The following is a 17,140-nucleotide window of genomic DNA, read 5'->3' on the forward strand; positions in this document are numbered from 1 at the left end:
CCGAATTCAGCGCCAGGACGCGGTGGCCTGCTCCTCGAGCAGCCGGGCGAACTGCGGCGCCGGCACCGGCGGGCTGATCAGGTAGCCCTGGATCTCGTCGCAATGCTGGCTGCGCAGGAAGCTCAGCTGTTCCTGGGTCTCCACGCCTTCGGCCACCACCATCAGTTCCAGGCTGTGGACCATGGCGATGATCGCGCGGGTGATGGCGGCGTCCTCGCTGCCGGCGGAGAGGTCGCGGATGAAGGTCTGGTCGATCTTCACGTAATCCACCGGGAAGCGCTTGAGGTAGCTCAGCGACGAGTAGCCGGTGCCGAAGTCGTCGATGGCCAGCTTGACCCCCAGCTTGCGCAGCTGGTGGAAGGTGGCGATGACGTTCTCGACGTTTTCCAGCAGGTGGCTCTCGGTCAGCTCCAGTTCCAGCAGGTGCGCCGCCAGGCCGGTTTCCGCCAGCACCTCGCGCACCAGGCTGACCAGGTTGCCCTGGCGCAGCTGATGCATCGACAGGTTCACCGAGACACGGATATCCGCCAGGCCCTGACGCTGCCACTCGCGGGCCTGCTGGCAGGCCTGGCGCAGGACGAACTCGCCGATGGGGGCGATCAACCCGGTTTCCTCGGCCAGGCCGATGAAGTCCCCCGGCGGCACCAGCCCCTGTTGCGGATGGCGCCAGCGCACCAGCGCCTCGGCGGCATTCAGGCTGTTGTCGGCCAGGCACAGCTTGGGCTGGTAGAAGACCTCCAACTGGCCTTCCGCGATCGCCTTGCGCAGCTGGTTCTCCAGTTGCAGGCGCTCCAGGGTGCAGGCCTGGAGGTTGTCGGTGAAGAACTGGAAGCTGTTGCCGCCCAGGTGCTTGGCGTGCTGCATGGCCATGTTGGCCTGGCTGATCAGCGCGGAGATGTCGCGGGCGTTGTCGGGCAGCAGGCTGATGCCCAGGGAGCCGCTGATCACCAGCTCGTGGCCGCCCACGGTCATCGGCATGCGCAGTTTGCCGAGCAGGCGGCTGGCCTGGCGCGCCAGGCTGGCGACGCTGCCATAGGCGTCGAGGATCACCGCGAACTCGTCGCCGGACAGCCGCGCGATGGTATCGGCCTCGGGCACCGCCTGGGTCAGGCGGCGGCTGACCTGGCGCAGCAACTGGTCGGCCACTTCATGGCCGAGACTGTCGTTGAGCACCTTGAAGCGGTCGAGGTCGATGTGCAGCAGGGCCAGGCTACGGCCGCTCTGGCGCGCGCGCTGGCTGGCCTCGTGCAGGCGGTCCTTGAACAGGGTGCGGTTGGCCAGGCCGGTGAGCTCGTCGTAGTTGGACAGGTAGCGCAGGCGTTCCTCGGCTTCGCGGCGAGCGGTGAGGTCGGCGAAGAAGCCGACCACATGGCTGACGCAGCCCCGCGAGTCGCGCACCACGTTGAGCTGCAACCACTGGGGGTAGAGCTCGCCATTCTTGCGGGTATCCATCAGCTCGCCGCTCCAGCTGCCGCTCTGCTCCAGATCCTGGCGGATCAGGTGGTAGCGGCGACGGGTCTCGCGGGTTCCCAGCAGGGTGGCGACGCTATGACCGATCACCTCTTCCTGGCGGTAGCCGGTGACCTGGCTGAAGGCCGCGTTGGCCTGGATCACCCGGTACTCCGGGTCGAGGATGATGATCCCTTCGCTGGCCGCCTCGAACACGGTGGCCGCCAGGCGCTGTTCCTCGTCCTGGGCCTTGCGCGCGGTGATATCGCGACGGGTGCCGAGCATGCGCAGCACCTTGCCGTGCTCGTCCCGCTCCACCACGCGGCCACGGTCTTCCACCCAGACCCAGTGGCCGTCGGCGTGACGCACCCGGTAATCGATGGAATAGCCGTCGGTGCGGCCCTTCAGGTGCTCCACGAGGGCCCGGCGCAGCAGCGGCAGGTCCTCCGGGTGCAGGCGCGGCTTGAGGTCGCTGAGCACGCGGGTGATGTCGTCGCCCTCGATGCCGAAGATCGCCTTGAGCTGCGAATGGTGGACCTCGTCGGTTTCCAGGTTCCAGTCCCACAGCCCCAGTTCGCTGGCCTCAAGGGCCAGCCCCAGGCGCGCCTCGCTCTTGGACAGGGCGTGGCTGGCATCGGCCAGCTCCAGGGTGCGCTGGGCCACGCGCATTTCCAGCTCGCCATGGGCGCGGCGCAGGTCGCGCTCGGCGCGACGGCGTTGTTCCACTTCGCGGCCCAGTTCTTCGTTGAGTCCCTCGGCATGGGCCTTGGCCAGTTCCAGGTTGCCGATCAGCGCCAGGTTCTGGAAGCGCTGCAGCAGGCTGCGCTGCACCAGCCGGTTGACCTGCCAGGCCACCACCAGCAGCGAGACGGTGAGTATCACCCCGAGCACGCCCCAACCCCTGAGCAACGACGTATCCGCCAGCAGCAGGTAGCTGGTGGCGGGAAGCAGGCAGGGCATGGCGAAGGTGAGGAAGGCCGGTAGGCTGACCGCGTAGGCGACGCTGGCGGAGAGGATGGCGGCGGCGATCAGGCCGTAGACCAGCGCCTGTTGCAGGAAGGCGTCCGGCGGCACCAGGGCCACGGCGGCGAACGCCAGGGTCAGGCCGGAGGCGCCGGCGCCGAGGAGAAAGGCGCGGCGCCAGCGCGGGTTGGCCTGCTGCGAGGGCGCCACGTTCTTGAAGGCGGCGACCTGGATCAGGCGCAGGATGGCCAGCAGCACCAGCCAGACCAGCCAGCCGCCGAGCAGCAGGCTGTTGCCCGGCCCCCAGAGCAGATAGGCGCACGCCAGGCCATTGAGCAGCATGAACAGGGTCGGGACCTGGGATCCCTGATAAAGCAGGCGAGTTCGTTCGGCGGCAATATCGGTCGCGAACTGCTGGCGAATCTCGCGGCTGTCGACCAGCGGCGAAGCCTGGTCGGCGGGCATGGAATTGGCGGTCATAGGCGCTTTTTTGTAGTGGTCTGCCTAAGCGAGCCCGGAGCTTACCCGAGCGGGGAGAAGCTGCAATAGCTTTATGCGCGAGGCGGCCAATGGTCGCAGCCGCAACTTTGGCGGGGTCTCTGGTCCGGGCTTCGGCGACCGTCCGGCTGACCATCCGGTCATCGGTTTGCCCTCCCCCGGCCACCCCAATAGAATGCCGCGATGCATGACGATCTCTCCCTCCTCCTGAACTCCCTCAACGATGCTCAACGCCAGGCCGTAGCGGCCCCGTTGGGGCGTCAACTGGTGCTTGCCGGCGCCGGTTCCGGCAAAACCCGCGTGCTGGTGCACCGCATCGCCTGGTTGATCCAGGTGGAGCAGGCCTCGCCCCACTCGATCCTGTCGGTGACCTTCACCAACAAGGCCGCCGCCGAGATGCGCCAGCGCATCGAGCAGCTGCTGGGGATCAACCCGGCGGGCATGTGGGTCGGCACCTTCCACGGGCTGGCGCACCGCCTGTTGCGCGCCCATTGGCAGGAAGCCGGCCTGGCGGAGAACTTCCAGATCCTCGACAGCGACGACCAGCAACGCCTGGTCAAGCGGGTGATCCGTGACCTCGGCCTCGACGAGCAACGCTGGCCGGCACGCCAGGCCCAGTGGTTCATCAACGGACAGAAGGACGAGGGCATTCGCCCGCAGCACATCCAGGCCGGCGGCGACCTGTTCCTCGGCACCATGCTGAAGATCTACGAAGCCTACGAGGCCGCCTGCGCGCGCACCGGGGTGATCGACTTCTCCGAACTGCTGCTGCGCGCCCTCGACCTCTGGCGCGACCGCCCGAGCCTGCTGGAGCACTACCAGCGGCGCTTCCGCCATGTGCTGGTGGACGAGTTCCAGGACACCAACGCCGTGCAGTACGCCTGGTTGCGCCTGCTCGCCAAGGGCGGCCAGAGCCTGATGGTGGTGGGTGACGACGACCAGTCGATCTACGGCTGGCGCGGCGCGCGGATCGAGAACATCCAGCAGTTCTCCAGCGATTTCCCCGATTCAGAGGTAATTCGCCTGGAGCAGAACTACCGCTCCACCGCGAGCATCCTGAAAGCCGCCAACGCCCTGATCGCCAACAACAACGGGCGCCTGGGCAAGGAGCTCTGGACCGACGGCGAGGACGGCGAGCCCATTGGCCTCTATGCCGCCTACAACGAGCACGACGAAGCGCGCTATGTGGTGGAAAGCATCGAAAGCGCGCTGAAAGACGGCATGACCCGCAGCGAAATGGCCATCCTCTACCGCTCCAACGCCCAGTCGCGGGTGCTGGAAGAAGCCCTGCTGCGGGAGAAGATCCCCTACCGCATCTATGGCGGCCAGCGCTTCTTCGAGCGCGCCGAAATCAAGAACGCCATGGCCTACATGCGCCTGCTCGACGGCCGTGGCAACGACGCCGCCCTGGAGCGGGTGATCAACGTGCCGCCGCGCGGCATCGGCGAGAAAACCGTGGAGAGCATCCGCGAGTTCGCCCGCGTCAATGAAGTCTCCATGTGGGAGGCGATCCGCCTGATGATCGCCAACAAGGCCCTGCCCGGCCGCGCCTCGGGCGCCCTGTCGGCCTTCATGGAACTGATCGAGAACCTCACCGCCAAGGCACTGGACATGCCCCTGCACCTGATGACCCAGACGGTCATCGAGCAGAGCGGCCTGGTGGCCTACCACAAGGACGAGAAGGGCGAGAAAGGCCAGGCCCGGGTGGAAAACCTGGAAGAACTGGTCAGCGCCGCCCGCGCCTTCGAGAACAACGAGGAAGAGGAAGACCTCACGCCATTGCAGGCCTTCCTCAGCCACGCCTCCCTGGAGGCCGGCGAGACCCAGGCGGACGCCTTCGAGGACAGCGTGCAGCTGATGACCCTGCACAGTGCCAAGGGCCTGGAATTCCCCCTGGTGTTCCTGGTGGGCATGGAAGAAGGCCTGTTCCCGCACAAGATGAGTCTGGAAGAACCCGGCCGCCTGGAAGAGGAACGCCGCCTGGCCTACGTGGGCGTGACCCGCGCCATGCAGCGCCTGGTGATGACCTACGCCGAGACCCGCCGCCTGTACGGCAGCGAGACCTACAACAAGGTCTCGCGCTTCGTCCGCGAAGTGCCGTCGCCGCTGATCCGCGAAGTGCGGCTGAACAACAGCATCAGCCGTCCCATGGGTGGCGGCAGCCGCCACGGCTCCATCTTCGATGGCGCTGCGGTACCGGAAACCCCCTTCTCCCTGGGCCAGCGGGTCCAGCACGCGCTGTTCGGCGAGGGCACCATCCTCAACTTCGAAGGCGCCGGCGCCCAGGCACGGGTGCAGGTGAAATTCGAGAGCGAGGGCAGCAAGTGGCTGATGCTGGCCTACGCCAAGCTGCAGCCGCTGTAAGCGACCCTCGATCCGTGTAGGAGCGCGCTCGTAGGTTGGGCTGAGCTACGCGAAGCCCAACGATCCGGGCCCAGCATCCTCACGTTGGGCTTCGCTTCGCTCTGCACCAACCTACAGGTATCGCTGCGCTCAACCCATCCTCCGCCCGTCCGGTCCCGTCGCCATCATCGCGCGCTTGGTCATACTCAGTGGCGGAGGTACGTCCATGCCCCGCTCCCCCAGCGCCCAACAGATACTCGATTGCGCCCTCAACCTCGCCGACACCTGCGGCTGGGAACGCCTGCACCTGTTCGAGGTGGCCAGGGAGCTCGAGGTCGGCCTCGACGCCATCGCCAAGCATTACCAACAGAAGGACGACCTGGTGGAAGCCTGGTTCGACCGCGCCGACCTGGCATTGCTGGAGCGCGGCAAGGGCGGCGACCTGGCCGAGTTGAGCGCCGAGAAGCGCCTGGAAGAACTATTGATGGCCTGGCTCGGCGCCCTCGCGAAGCACCGTGAGGTCACCGGGCAGATGCTGCTCTACAAACTGGAGCCGGGGCACGTCCACCTGCAGGTCCAGGGCCTGCTGCGGGTCAGTCGTACCGTGCAGTGGTGGCGCGAGGCGGCGCAGCGGGAAACCCTGCACCTGTGCCGCATCGCCGAAGAAAGCCTGCTCACCGGCGCCTACCTGCGGACCTTCGTCCACTGGCTGCGCCACCCCCTGGAAGACGACGCCGACCTGCGCGCCCTGCTGCGTCGCCAATTGCGTTGTGGTCCCCTGGTGTTCCTACTGCGCAGATGAACGGCATGCCCGGAAACGCCCGACCGAGCTGTGCGACAAAATCCCGAAACATTCTGCCGCTAGCTATCAGGGGCGCGACTGTGCAGCATGGCGCGCGTAGATCCATAACCAAGAGAAGCCTCTGATGCGCCGATTTCTCAGTATTGCCCTGGCCCTTTGCGTCAGCCTGACGCTCAGCCTGGATGTCAACGCCGCCAAGCGTATGGGCGGCGGCAAGTCCTTCGGCTCCGCGCCGACCCACCAGACCCGCCAGGCAGCACCCGCCCAGCAGGCGCCGAACGCCGCCGCTCCGGGCGTCGCCGGTAAAGCGGCCGCCGCCAGTGGCGCGTCCCGCTGGCTCGGCCCGCTGGCCGGCATCGCCGCCGGTGGCCTGCTCGCCTCCATGTTCATGGGCGACGGCTTCGACGGCATGCAGATCTTCGATTTCCTGATCATCGGCCTGATCGCCTTCCTGATCTTCCGCTTCCTGGCCGCGCGCAAGCGTGCCCAGCAGCAGGGCCGCCCGGCCATGGCCGGCCATGCGCCGTTCCAGCGTGAAATGCCGCAGATGCCCCAGCAGCAGTCGCCGATCTTCGGCAGCTCCGCCCCGGTGGCCCAGCCGGCCTTCAACGCCCCGAGCTGGTTCAACGAGCAGCGCTTCATCGAAGCCGGCCGCGAGCACTTCCTGTCGCTGCAGCAGCACTGGGACGCGGCCGAGATGGACAAGATCGCCGAGTTCGTCACCCCGCAGATGCTCAGCTTCCTGAAAGAAGAACGCGCCAGCCTGGGCGACGCCTACCAGTCCACCTACATCGACAACCTGCAGGTGCAACTGGACGGCATCGACGAACTGGCCGACAAGACCGTCGCCACCCTGACCTTCGTCGGCGTCTCCAAGTCCTCGCGCTTCGACCAGGGCGAGGCGTTCAGCGAGAGCTGGCGCATGGAGCGTGTGAACGGCGACAACCAGCCCTGGCTGGTGGCGGGCATCCGTCAGAACTGATCGAGCGTCTTCGCAACAAAAGAACCCCGGGCCTGTCCCGGGGTTTTTCATTGGCGCCGGCCACCGCCCCGCCGCCAGCGGCGGCGAGCGAGGGATCGACGGAACCAGAACGGCGGCGGCACCGGCGGCAGAACACCCTTGAGCTTCTTCATGATTTAGCGAGCTAGAGAAGAACAAGGCGCAAATGGCTGAGGGCGCGGAGTTTACGAGTTGTAAATGAGCAGCCCGAAGCCATTTGCAACGCAGTTATTCCGACGCGCAGCAAATCTTGGCCTTTAGTGGCAGAGCTCGCAGACTTCGGCATCCGGCACCAGCTTCAGGTAGTCGTCCATGCGCATATGCACCAGGTTCTCGTGGTCGCCCGCTTCCAGGTAGATGTCCCGCTGCCGGGTCAGTTGCGGGTCCACCAGCATGTTCATGCCGTAGGCGTCGCCCACGGCGGGCACGGCGCCAAGCTCGCAGTCCTTGAACAGGCGGGCCAGGTCGGCTTCGTGGGTGAGTTGCCAGATCTTCGAGTCCTTGCGCACCTTGCCCATGTCCAGATGGCGGCTGGAAGGAAGCACCGCCATCAGGAAATGACCGTGGCGGTCGTCGAGGATGACCGACTTGGCCAGGCGCTCGGCGGGTACATTGGCCACCCGCGCCGACTCCAGGCTGGTAGCCGAATGCGGGTGCGGCACCAGGTCGAAACGCGCATGCGCCCGTTCCAGGCTGCGCTGCAGGGTTGCGGCCATTCGCATGATGCACCTCCTGTGGATAACCAGGGTGGGGCTGCCTCGGGCAGCGGTTCAGGTGATCAAAGTTTAGTCAGCATGACCCGGCAGGACCGAGCAGTTGGTACTGAAAAGACTGTGCCAAAGCAGCCTTGGGCCTAAGCCCGGCGCATGCCGATGTGGGGGATATCGTCTTCCAGGTACACCTCGGTCACCGAAGTGAAGCCATAGCGCCCGTAATAGCCCTGCAGGTGCGCCTGGGCCGAGAGGTACACCGGCATGCCCGGCCAGCGCCGCCCGGCCTCCTCCAGGGCGCGCTCCATCAACCCGTGGCCCAGGCCACGACCGCGCGCCTCGAGGGAGCTGACCACCCGACCGATGACCACGTCACCGTCCTGGGTGGCCGGGTCCAGCAGGCGCAGGTAGGCCAGGAGCTTGCCGTCCTCCCAGGCCATCAGGTGGCAGGTATCGGCTTCCAGGTCCTGGCCGTCGACGTCCTGGTAGGGGCAGTTCTGCTCCACCACGAACACCTGGCAGCGCAGGGCGAGGAAGGCGTACAGCTCCTCCTTGTCGAGTTCACGGTGGTGTTTGCAGCTCCAGTCGATGGCCATGTCGGACTCCTTGGCGAAAAGCATGAGGATAATGGCTGGCCCGTCCGCGCGGAGTATCACGCCTGCGATTTTCTGTACCGGCGGGCTACTGTATAAAGCGCATCCCAATGCATGAGGGCCTGTCGCCATGGAAGAAGTCATCGAACAGCTGCGCGAACTCAACGAGCCGGTTCCCGTTCCCCTGGAGCTGCCGGACGAGGAGCTGCTGGTGGAAATCGAGGAGCAGATGCTGATCAACCTGCCCTTCGAGCTGCGCGAATTCCTGCTCAAGGTCAGCGACGTGGTCTACGGCCGCCTGGAGCCGGTGACCGCCACCGACCCGCAATCCCATACCTACCTGCCGGAAGTCGCCGCCGTCGCCTGGGACCTGGGCGTGCCCCGCGACCTCGTGCCGCTGTGCCAGGACGGTCGCAACTACTACCTGGTGGATGGCGAAGGCGAAGTCCTGCTGTGGGACGGCGACGAGGGCGAGCTCACCGATGAGAGCTGGGACACCGTCTGGCACTGGGCGCGAGACGTCTGGCTCGCCGACTGAGCCCCGATCGCTCTGCTGCGCGTCGGCGATGCGTTGTCGGAAACAGCCTCGAGATGCTCATTTACAGTCGTAAACTCCGCTCTCTCGGCTGCTTCTTCCTGGCCTCGCTCCAGCTCGCGAGATTCTCGCCCCGGAGTAGGGTCAATGATGACCATCGCGCTTCTGTTCCAGGGTCTCCATCAGGGCGATCTGCATCCGTGAATGCACGCGGATCAGCCAGCGCCAGAGCAGCGCACTGACGCTGGCGGCCACCAGGGCGATCAGCACCAGCAGCTCCAGGGTGGGCAGGATGCTCGCGGAGAGCGCCATCAGCAGCAGCATGATGCCCAGCAACGAGAGCAACGGGATAACCTCGGCGATCACCTTGCGCACCCGCTCGGTGTGGCGGCCGGCCTTGTCCGGGGTCACGCCCATTTCCGCCAGCAGCATGGAAAGCGCCTTGAGCTTGCGGTAGGCGGCGATCAGGAAGGGCAGCGAGAGCAGCAACGCGCCGCCCCAGATCAGCGCCTTCTGCGAGTTGGGCGAAGCCACCCACTGGCTGAGGTACTCGGCCAGGGTGCCGGCGAAGTAGGCGATGCCGAGGAAGATCGCCACCACCAGTGCCAGGTTCACCATCACCTGCAGCAGGATCTTGCGGATCATCCCCGCCAGCACCGCACTCTGGCCCTGGGGCTGGATGCTGCGCAGCCAGTCGCCGTAGTAGCCGAACACCCGCGCCAGCGGGCGCGGCATCACCTTGGCCAGCCTGGCCGAGAGCGGGTCGGCGGCGCGGATCAGGTAGGGCGTGAGCAGGGTGGTGATGACCGACACGGCCACCGCCACCGGATAGAGGAAGTTGCTGGTCACCTGCAGGGTGACGCCCAGGGCGGCGATGATGAACGAGAACTCGCCGATCTGTGACAGGCCCATGCCGACCCGCAGCGAGGTGCGCCCGTCATTGCCGGCGATGAAGGCACCGAGGCCGCAGGAGACCATCTTGCCCAGCACCACGGCGATGGTGATGACGACGATGGGCCAGGCGTACTCCACCAGCACCGCGGGGTCGAGCAAGAGGCCAATGGCGACGAAGAAGATCGCGCTGAACAGGTCGCGCACCGGCTCCACCAGGCGCTCGATCTGCACCAGCTGGCGCGACTCGGCCATGATCGCGCCGATCAGGAAGGCACCCAGCACCATGCTGTATTCCAGCTTCACCACCAGCAGGCAGAAGCCGAAGCACAGGCCCAGCACCGTCACCAGCAGCATCTCGTTGCTTTCGAACTTGGCCACGTAGGCCAGCAGGCGCGGCACCAGCAGGATGCCGATGACCAGGGCGACGATCATGAACAGGCTGAGCTTGCCCACCGTGGCGAAGACTTCGCCGGTTTCCACCGAGCCGCTCACGGCAATACCCGACAGCAGCGCGATGATGCCGATGCCGAGGATGTCCTCGACTATCAGCACGCCGAAGATCAGCTGCGCGAAGCGCTCGTTCTTCATCTTCAGGTCGCTGAGGGCCTTGACGATGATGGTGGTGGAAGAGATCGCCAGGATCGCGCCGAGGAACAGCGAATCCATGGTGCTCCAACCGAAGTAGCTGCCGATCTCGTAGCCGATCCAGATCATCAGCACGATTTCCAGGAAGGCGGCGATGAAGGCCGTGGCCCCGACCCGGAACAGCTTGGCCAGGCTGAACTCCAGGCCCAGGCAGAACATCAGGAAGATCACCCCCAGCTCGGCGAGGGTCTTGATGGTTTCCTCGTCGTGGATCAGCCCGAAGGGCGGCGTATGCGGGCCGATGATGAAGCCGGCGATTATGTAGCCCAGCACCACCGGCTGTTTGAAGCGGTGGCAGAGGATGGTCACCATGCCCGCGACCAGCATGATCACGGCAAGATCCTGGATGAAAGCAACGGCATGCATGGCGACGGACTCCTTCTTCTGCAATGCGCGGCACAGCGGACCCGCGCGCGGGCAACTCGCTCGGCTCCTGTGGAGCCATGTAGGAAATAGGGAAATTCATGCAAGGAACGTTCGCAGATTATCACTGCGACCTGTCTCGCCATGACGGCGCAATATGCAGAAACACTTGCCTGAAGAGTCCTACGGGAACGAGGCCAGCTCGCCCCCGTGGAGGCTGGGTCAGCCGCTGCGGGCCTGGGCGAAGTCCAGTTCCAGCAGGTTGAGGAGGAACTGGCCGAAGTAGGTGAGATCCTGCTCGATGGCGAAGCGCGCGGCCTTGCCGTCGCCATCCTGCAACGCCTTGAAGGCGTCCTCGTGGAAGTCGTTGAGTCGCAGCGAGAGGTCCGCCTCGGTGAACAGGCGGTTGAAGAAGGGGCCGACCTGCAGCCAGAGATTCTCGATGGTGCGCAGCAGGACCGGATTGCCGCAGGCGCCGTAGAGCACCCGGTGGAACTGGCTGTTGTCGGTCAGGTAGCCCTGCACATCGCGCTGTTCGATGGCGATGTCCATGCGCTCCATGCAGCCCCGCAATATCTCCAGCTCATCGCGGGAGAGTCGGCCCGCCGCCGCTTCCACCGCCATGCCTTCCAGCGCCATGCGCACCTGGAAGATATGCTTGAAGCGTTCGCGGGTCATCGGTGGCACGCGCACCGAGCGCTGTGGCTCGCCCTCCAGGGCGCCTTCGGCCACCAGGCGCTGCAAGGCGGCGCGCACCGGCATCGGGCTGGTGCCCCAGGCGGCGGCAAGATCGCGGATCTTCAGCCGCTCGCCGGGTTGGAAATGGCCTGCCAGCAGGCCCTCGCGTAATCGTTGGTAAAGCTGTTCCTGCAGGTTGTCGGCCATGGGCATATCACCGTGCAAGGGCCGGCGGCGCCGGCAGTTGGTTCAGGGTCAGGCTGCAGTTACGCATGTTTTTGGTCGCCTTCTTCGGCAGGTGGGTTGCTGGGTTCACAGGACGATTGCGGAGCGGTGGAGGCTTTCTATCTGGTCTTTCGTCCGATGCTGTGATCACAAATAGGGTTTCACGTTAAATTTCATAACCTGTTTTCGCAAGTCTTGACAGATTTGTGATCACAAAAGACGATGTGCAGAAATTCGAACGAGGTGTTCAAAATGACTGCCAGTGGTATCAGCCAAGCCGCCGTGGAAACCTTTGCCGCACGCGAGCGCGCCCGGTTCCTCGAGCGCAACCCGAAATCCGTTGCCCTCGCCGAACGCGCGCACAAGTCCCTCTACGCCGGCGTGCCGATGCACTGGATGGCCGACTGGTCCACGCCCTGCCCGCTGTTCGTCGAGCGCGCCAAGGGCGCCCGCTTCTATGACGTGGACGGCCACGAGTACATCGACTTCTGCCTGGGCGACACCGGCACCATGTTCGGCCACTCGCCGGACCCGGTGGCCCGCGCCATCGCCGAACAGGCCAACAACGGCCTGACCACCATGCTGCCGGGCGAGGACGCGGTGGTGTGCGGCGAGCTGCTGGCCGAGCGCTTCGGCCTGCCCTACTGGCAGGTGACCGCCACCGCCACCGACTCCAACCGCTATGTGCTGCGCTGGGCCCGCGCCATCACCGGGCGCAAGACCCTGCTGGTGTTCGACGGCTGCTACCACGGCACCGTGGACGACGTGATGGTGCGCAGCCGCGACGGCGAGACCGTGCACCGCTCCGGCCTCGTCGGCCAGGCCTACGACCTGACCCAGTACAGCCGCGCCATCCCCTTCAACGATGTCGAGGCCCTGGAAGCCGCGCTGGCCCAGGGCGACGTCTGCGCCCTGCTCTGCGAGCCGGCGATGACCAACATCGGCATGGTGCTGCCGGATCCGGGCTTCATGCAGAAGTGCCGCGAGCTGACCCGCAAGTACGGCAGCCTGCTGATCATCGACGAAACCCACACCATCTCCACCGACATCGGCGGCTGCACCAGGCTGTGGAACCTCGACCCGGACTTCTTCGTGGTCGGCAAGCCGATCGCCGGCGGCGTGCCCTGCGGCATCTTCGGCTGCAGCGCCGAGATGGCCGAACGCATGCTCGCCTCGCGCAAGCAGGCCCAGCAGGACAGCCATGGCCACGGCCACAGCGGCATGGGCACCACCCTCTCGGCCAACGCCCTGGCCATGCACTGCATGCGCGCCAACCTCGAAGAGGTGATGACCCAGGCCGCCTACGACCACATGCTGCCGCTGGCCAAGCGCCTGGCCGACGGCTTCCGCAGCCTGATCGGCAAGTACGAGCTGAAATGGTCGGTGACCGAGCTGGGCGCGCGCAGCGAGTTCCAGTTCTGCCCGGTGTCGCCGCGCACCGGCGCCGCAGCCGAAGCCGCCTTCCATGACGAGTTGCAGATGGCCCTGCACCTCTACCTGATCAACCGCGGCATCCTCATTACGCCGTTCCACAACATGACCCTGTGCTGCCCGGACACCTCCGAGGCCGATGTGGACAAGCTGATCGCCACGCTGGACCAGGCCATCGGCGAGCTGCTGGCCATCCCCGGCGCCAGACTCTGATCCCGTAACCGATTCGTAGGATGGGTTGAGCGAAGCGATACCCATCAAGCCCGGCGATGGGCATCGCCGACCAACCGAGACATGACCATGCAATTCGCCAATCCCCAGGAAGCCCGCGACTTCCTCGAACGCCACCCCGAGGTGCGCAGCATCGAGCTGATGCTGATCGACGCCAACGGCATCCCCCGCGGCAAGCTGCTGCACCGCGACGAGCTGCTGCCGATCTTCGAGAACGGCCGTCCGCTGCCCAGCTCCATCCTCTCCCTGACCATCCAGGGCGAGGATGTAGAAGCCAGCGGCCTGGTCTGGGAAGTCGCCGACGCCGACTGCTGGACCTACCCGGTGCCCGGATCCCTGGCCCTGCAGCCCTGGCGCGCCACGCCCACCGGCCAGGTGCAGGTGAGCATGCACCCCACCCAGGGCCTGCCGGCCACTCCCGGCGACCCGCGCCACGTGCTGGCCCGCGCCATCGATCGGCTCAAGGCCGACGGCTACCACCCCGTGATGGCGGTGGAGCTGGAGTTCTACCTGCTGGACAAGCAGCGTGATGCCACTGGCCGGCCGCAGCCGGCGCTGCAGATGAACGGGGTTCGCCCCCAGGCGCCGCAGGTCTATGGCGTCTACGAACTGGAACAGCTGCAGCCCTTCCTCGACGACCTCTACGCCGCCTGCGAAGCCCAGGGCCTGCCGGTGCGCACGGCGATCTCGGAATACGCGCCCGGCCAGCTGGAACTGACCCTGGAACACCGCTTCGACGCACTCCAGGCGGTGGACGAAGGCATCCGCTACAAGCGCCTGGTCAAGGGCGTGGCCAACAAGCACGGGTACGTCGCCTGCTTCATGGCCAAGCCCTTCGGCGACCTGGCCGGCAGCGGCCTGCACATGCACGTGAGCCTGGCCGACGAGCAGGGCAACAACCTCATGGCCAGCGAAGATCCCCAGGGCACGCCCCTGCTGCGCCACGCCATCGGCGGCATGATGGCCACCCTGGACGACGCCCTGGCGATCTTCTGCCCCAACGCCAACTCCTACCGCCGCTTCCAGGCCAACAGCTACGCGCCGCTGGCCAAGAGCTGGGGCGTGAACAACCGCACCGTGTCCTTCCGCGTGCCGGGCGGGCCGGCGCCGAGTCGCCACGTCGAGCACCGCATCTGCGGCGCCGATGCCAACCCCTATCTCGCCGCCGCGGCGATCCTCGCGGGCATCCACAAGGGCATCCGCGAACAGATCGACCCGGGCGAGGCCATCGTCGGCAACGGCTATGAACAGGCTCGCGAAACCCTGGCCACTGACTGGCTGACCGCCCTGCGCAACCTGGAGCGTTCGGATTGGGCCAGGGACGCCCTGGGCGAGGACTTCCTGAAGATCTTCCTCGCCATCAAGTGGGAGGAGTTCCGCCAGTTCGTCAGCGAAGTGGGCGAGCAGGACTGGCGCTGGTACCTGACCCACGCCTGATGGGCGCAGCGCCCGGCGAGTCCGGGCGCTGAAGATTCCGCGACCTGCTGCTAGGCTCAAGGACATCCATCACCCGTCCAGGCCCGTTCGATGAGAGCTGCGATCCTCACGCTGCTATTCCTCGCCTTCGGCGTCTGCCAGGCCGACCCATTGCGCGTCGGCCTGGAAAGCCAGGACTACCTGCCCTACTACCGCGCCCTCCCCGGCAAGCCCGCCGAGGGCTATGCCATCGCGCTGCTGCAGCGCTTCGCCATCAGCCAGGGCCTGGCGCTGGAACTCGAGCCCCTGCCGATCAACCGCCTGCACCGCCAGATGCAGACCACCGACCGGCTCATGCTGGTGTTCCCCGACAACCCCGACTGGTCGCGCCAGCTCAAGGGCGACGCACGCCTGCACTACAGCCGCCCGGTGATCCGCATCGTCGACGGCAGCATCGTGCTGCGCGAACACCTGGGACGGGGCATAGACGCCGTACGCCGGCTGGGCACGGTGCGCGGCTTCACGCCCGAGGCCTGGCAGGAGCGCCTGCGCGAGGGCCAGGTCCAGCTGGTGGAAGCCCCCGACGTCGGCGGCCTGGTGCGGATGCTGCTGCGCCTGCGCATCGACGCGATCTACGCCAACCCGGAAGTACTGCACCACTACCTGGAAGCCAGCACCAAACTGGACGGCGACCGCCTGCAACTGGACCCCGCACTGCCCCAGGCCAGGACCGCCTTCCACGCCAGCAGTCTGAAACACCCGGAGCTCCTCGAAGCCTTCGACCGCTTCCTGGTCGAACAGAGCGAGGAACTGGCGCAGCTGCGGCGCCAGCACGGCCTGGCCTGCGGCCCCAGCGACCTGGAAGAAGAGCGCCCGGCGTGCCAGCAGCCCAGCGCGCTGCCTTGAGGTTTATCCACAGGCGGACGCGCAATTCTGTGGCGCCCAGGCGCCCGTCTGCGTCTACCCCAGACAGCCCACACACCTTCGAGGCCAGCATGGAACCCGGAACCGCACAACTGTCGATGACCGTCCTCATGACCCCGGACATGGCCAACTTCTCCGGCAACGTCCACGGCGGCACCCTGCTCAAGTACCTCGATGAAGTGGCCTACGCCTGCGCCAGCCGCTACGCCGGCCGCTACGTGGTCACCCTGTCGGTGGACCAGGTGATCTTCCGCGAGCCGATACACGTCGGCGAGCTGGTCACCTTCCTGGCCTCGGTGAACTACACCGGCAACACCTCCATGGAGGTGGGCATCAAGGTGGTGACCGAGAATATCCAGGAGCGCTCGGTGCGCCATACCAACAGCTGCTTCTTCACCATGGTCTCGGTGGACGACCAGCGTCGCCCCGCGCCGGTGCCACCGCTGCAGCCCCACACGGTCGACGAGAAGCGCCGCTTCGCCCAGGCCCAGCAACGCCGGCAGATTCGCCAGGAACTGGAAAAGCGCTACCAGGAAGTACGCGAAGGCCACTGAGCCTTCGCTTGTTCACGCTGATCCCCAAAAACGGTGGAAGAGGCTGTGGATAAGATGTAGACCAAGCGCCAGGCCCCAACAGCCGTGGGCTCTGCCGGGATCTGGCGATTTTTTGAGCCTTTTCAGTTACTTGCACTGTGCATTGCACACAGATACTGTGCAGCAGACTGTGGATAAGCTGTTCGGTAAGCGCTGCAGGCCGCGCCAGCCGTAGCCTGCACGAAGGCGATCAATTACTGACCAGCTTTCACAACCCGCGTGGCGCCAGGCTCCCAGCGCCAGGCCCTGCTCGCGCAAACTCCCGGGTCAGCGACTTTCCCCCCAATTCCCGTGGATGACACTGTGGATAGCTTGTCCATGGATGGCTGCAACGCAGCAGCGGCGCAGCTTTCCACTACTCGGCTATTTTTCGAGCGAAATCATAGGGATAACTCCCACATTGCACACATTATCTGTGCAGCCATCTGTGGATATCTTGTGCGGACAGCGCCAAGAGCCACGGAACTCGCGGCCTTGACGGATGCGATCATATTTCGATCAATCACTTCATCCCGAACCGATGCTGTGCATAACGATTGGGAGCCCCACGGGCGACGGCGGTATTTCACTCGCCCATCGGCGCCTTCAGCGGTGTCTGGATCGAGTCCAGGAGACCCCTTCCACCCGGTTCGGTGCTGAATCAGTGGATCTGAGCACAGGGCGGCAGCTGTTTTACCCAAATACAGTGGATGCCGCTGTGGATAAGCTGTAGTTCGAGCGCCCGGGGCCAAGCATTGCAAGGCTTCCCGTTGGTTGTACGTTTTTCATTCTATATCAATGACTTGGCCAATGCCTTGCACACATTATCTGTGCAGGTATCTGTGGATAAGCTGTTCAGGCATCGCTA

At 65.7% G+C, this 17,140-nt stretch carries 13 protein-coding genes; 8 read left to right on the forward strand and 5 right to left on the reverse strand.

Annotated features, from left to right (window positions below):
* Nucleotides 1-6 precede the first annotated feature (6 nt).
* Nucleotides 7-2,892 (reverse strand): putative bifunctional diguanylate cyclase/phosphodiesterase, encoded by a 2,886-nt coding sequence (locus tag PCA10_RS27940; RefSeq protein ID WP_016495455.1) that lies wholly within the window; start codon nucleotides 2,890-2,892, stop codon nucleotides 7-9.
* Nucleotides 2,893-3,093: 201 nt separating this feature from the next.
* On the opposite strand from PCA10_RS27940, the gene uvrD reads away from it, so the two are divergent.
* From uvrD to PCA10_RS27955, 3 genes are all read left to right on the forward strand, one after another.
* Nucleotides 3,094-5,274 carry a DNA helicase II gene (gene uvrD, locus PCA10_RS27945; RefSeq protein WP_016495456.1) on the forward strand — a complete coding sequence of 727 codons (2,181 nt, stop codon included), beginning with the start codon at nucleotides 3,094-3,096 and terminating at the stop codon, nucleotides 5,272-5,274.
* Nucleotides 5,275-5,479: 205 nt separating this feature from the next.
* A complete protein-coding gene (locus PCA10_RS27950) occupies nucleotides 5,480-6,055 on the forward strand; it encodes a TetR/AcrR family transcriptional regulator (protein ID WP_016495457.1) in 576 nt (191 codons plus the stop codon).
* A gap of 124 nt (nucleotides 6,056-6,179) precedes the next feature.
* Nucleotides 6,180-7,037 carry a Tim44 domain-containing protein gene (locus PCA10_RS27955; protein ID WP_016495458.1) on the forward strand — a complete coding sequence of 286 codons (858 nt, stop codon included), beginning with the start codon at nucleotides 6,180-6,182 and terminating at the stop codon, nucleotides 7,035-7,037.
* A gap of 275 nt (nucleotides 7,038-7,312) precedes the next feature.
* Here PCA10_RS27955 and PCA10_RS27960 read toward each other — a convergent pair whose 3' ends face one another.
* Both PCA10_RS27960 and PCA10_RS27965 read right to left on the reverse strand, forming a co-directional pair.
* On the reverse strand, nucleotides 7,313-7,777 hold the full coding sequence (locus tag PCA10_RS27960) for an aminoacyl-tRNA deacylase (RefSeq protein WP_016495459.1): 465 nt from the start codon (nucleotides 7,775-7,777) through the stop codon (nucleotides 7,313-7,315).
* A 131-nt stretch (nucleotides 7,778-7,908) separates the two neighbouring features.
* A complete protein-coding gene (locus PCA10_RS27965) occupies nucleotides 7,909-8,361 on the reverse strand; it encodes a GNAT family N-acetyltransferase (RefSeq protein ID WP_016495460.1) in 453 nt (150 codons plus the stop codon).
* Between the two features lie 127 nt (nucleotides 8,362-8,488).
* Between PCA10_RS27965 and PCA10_RS27970 the strand changes: the two genes are divergently transcribed.
* Complete coding sequence (locus PCA10_RS27970) at nucleotides 8,489-8,896, forward strand: SMI1/KNR4 family protein (RefSeq protein WP_016495461.1); 408 nt, start codon at nucleotides 8,489-8,491, stop codon at nucleotides 8,894-8,896.
* A gap of 141 nt (nucleotides 8,897-9,037) precedes the next feature.
* Here PCA10_RS27970 and PCA10_RS27975 read toward each other — a convergent pair whose 3' ends face one another.
* Complete coding sequence (locus PCA10_RS27975) at nucleotides 9,038-10,798, reverse strand: cation:proton antiporter (RefSeq protein WP_016495462.1); 1,761 nt, start codon at nucleotides 10,796-10,798, stop codon at nucleotides 9,038-9,040.
* A gap of 219 nt (nucleotides 10,799-11,017) precedes the next feature.
* Nucleotides 11,018-11,680 carry a GntR family transcriptional regulator gene (locus tag PCA10_RS27980; protein WP_016495463.1) on the reverse strand — a complete coding sequence of 221 codons (663 nt, stop codon included), beginning with the start codon at nucleotides 11,678-11,680 and terminating at the stop codon, nucleotides 11,018-11,020.
* 270 nt (nucleotides 11,681-11,950) lie between these two features.
* On the opposite strand from PCA10_RS27980, the gene PCA10_RS27985 reads away from it, so the two are divergent.
* The 4 genes from PCA10_RS27985 to PCA10_RS28000 all read left to right on the forward strand — a co-directional run bounded on the left by PCA10_RS27985 (nucleotide 11,951) and on the right by PCA10_RS28000 (nucleotide 16,254).
* Complete coding sequence (locus PCA10_RS27985) at nucleotides 11,951-13,342, forward strand: aspartate aminotransferase family protein (protein ID WP_016495464.1); 1,392 nt, start codon at nucleotides 11,951-11,953, stop codon at nucleotides 13,340-13,342.
* An 87-nt stretch (nucleotides 13,343-13,429) separates the two neighbouring features.
* Nucleotides 13,430-14,797, forward strand: coding sequence for a glutamine synthetase family protein (locus PCA10_RS27990; RefSeq protein ID WP_041771017.1), 1,368 nt, complete (start codon nucleotides 13,430-13,432; stop codon nucleotides 14,795-14,797).
* Nucleotides 14,798-14,887: 90 nt separating this feature from the next.
* Nucleotides 14,888-15,682 carry a substrate-binding periplasmic protein gene (locus PCA10_RS27995; RefSeq protein WP_016495466.1) on the forward strand — a complete coding sequence of 265 codons (795 nt, stop codon included), beginning with the start codon at nucleotides 14,888-14,890 and terminating at the stop codon, nucleotides 15,680-15,682.
* 89 nt (nucleotides 15,683-15,771) lie between these two features.
* On the forward strand, nucleotides 15,772-16,254 hold the full coding sequence (locus PCA10_RS28000) for an acyl-CoA thioesterase (protein ID WP_016495467.1): 483 nt from the start codon (nucleotides 15,772-15,774) through the stop codon (nucleotides 16,252-16,254).
* Nucleotides 16,255-17,140 lie beyond the last annotated feature (886 nt).

This window comes from Pseudomonas resinovorans NBRC 106553 (assembly GCF_000412695.1).
GTDB lineage: Bacteria > Pseudomonadota > Gammaproteobacteria > Pseudomonadales > Pseudomonadaceae > Metapseudomonas > Metapseudomonas resinovorans_A.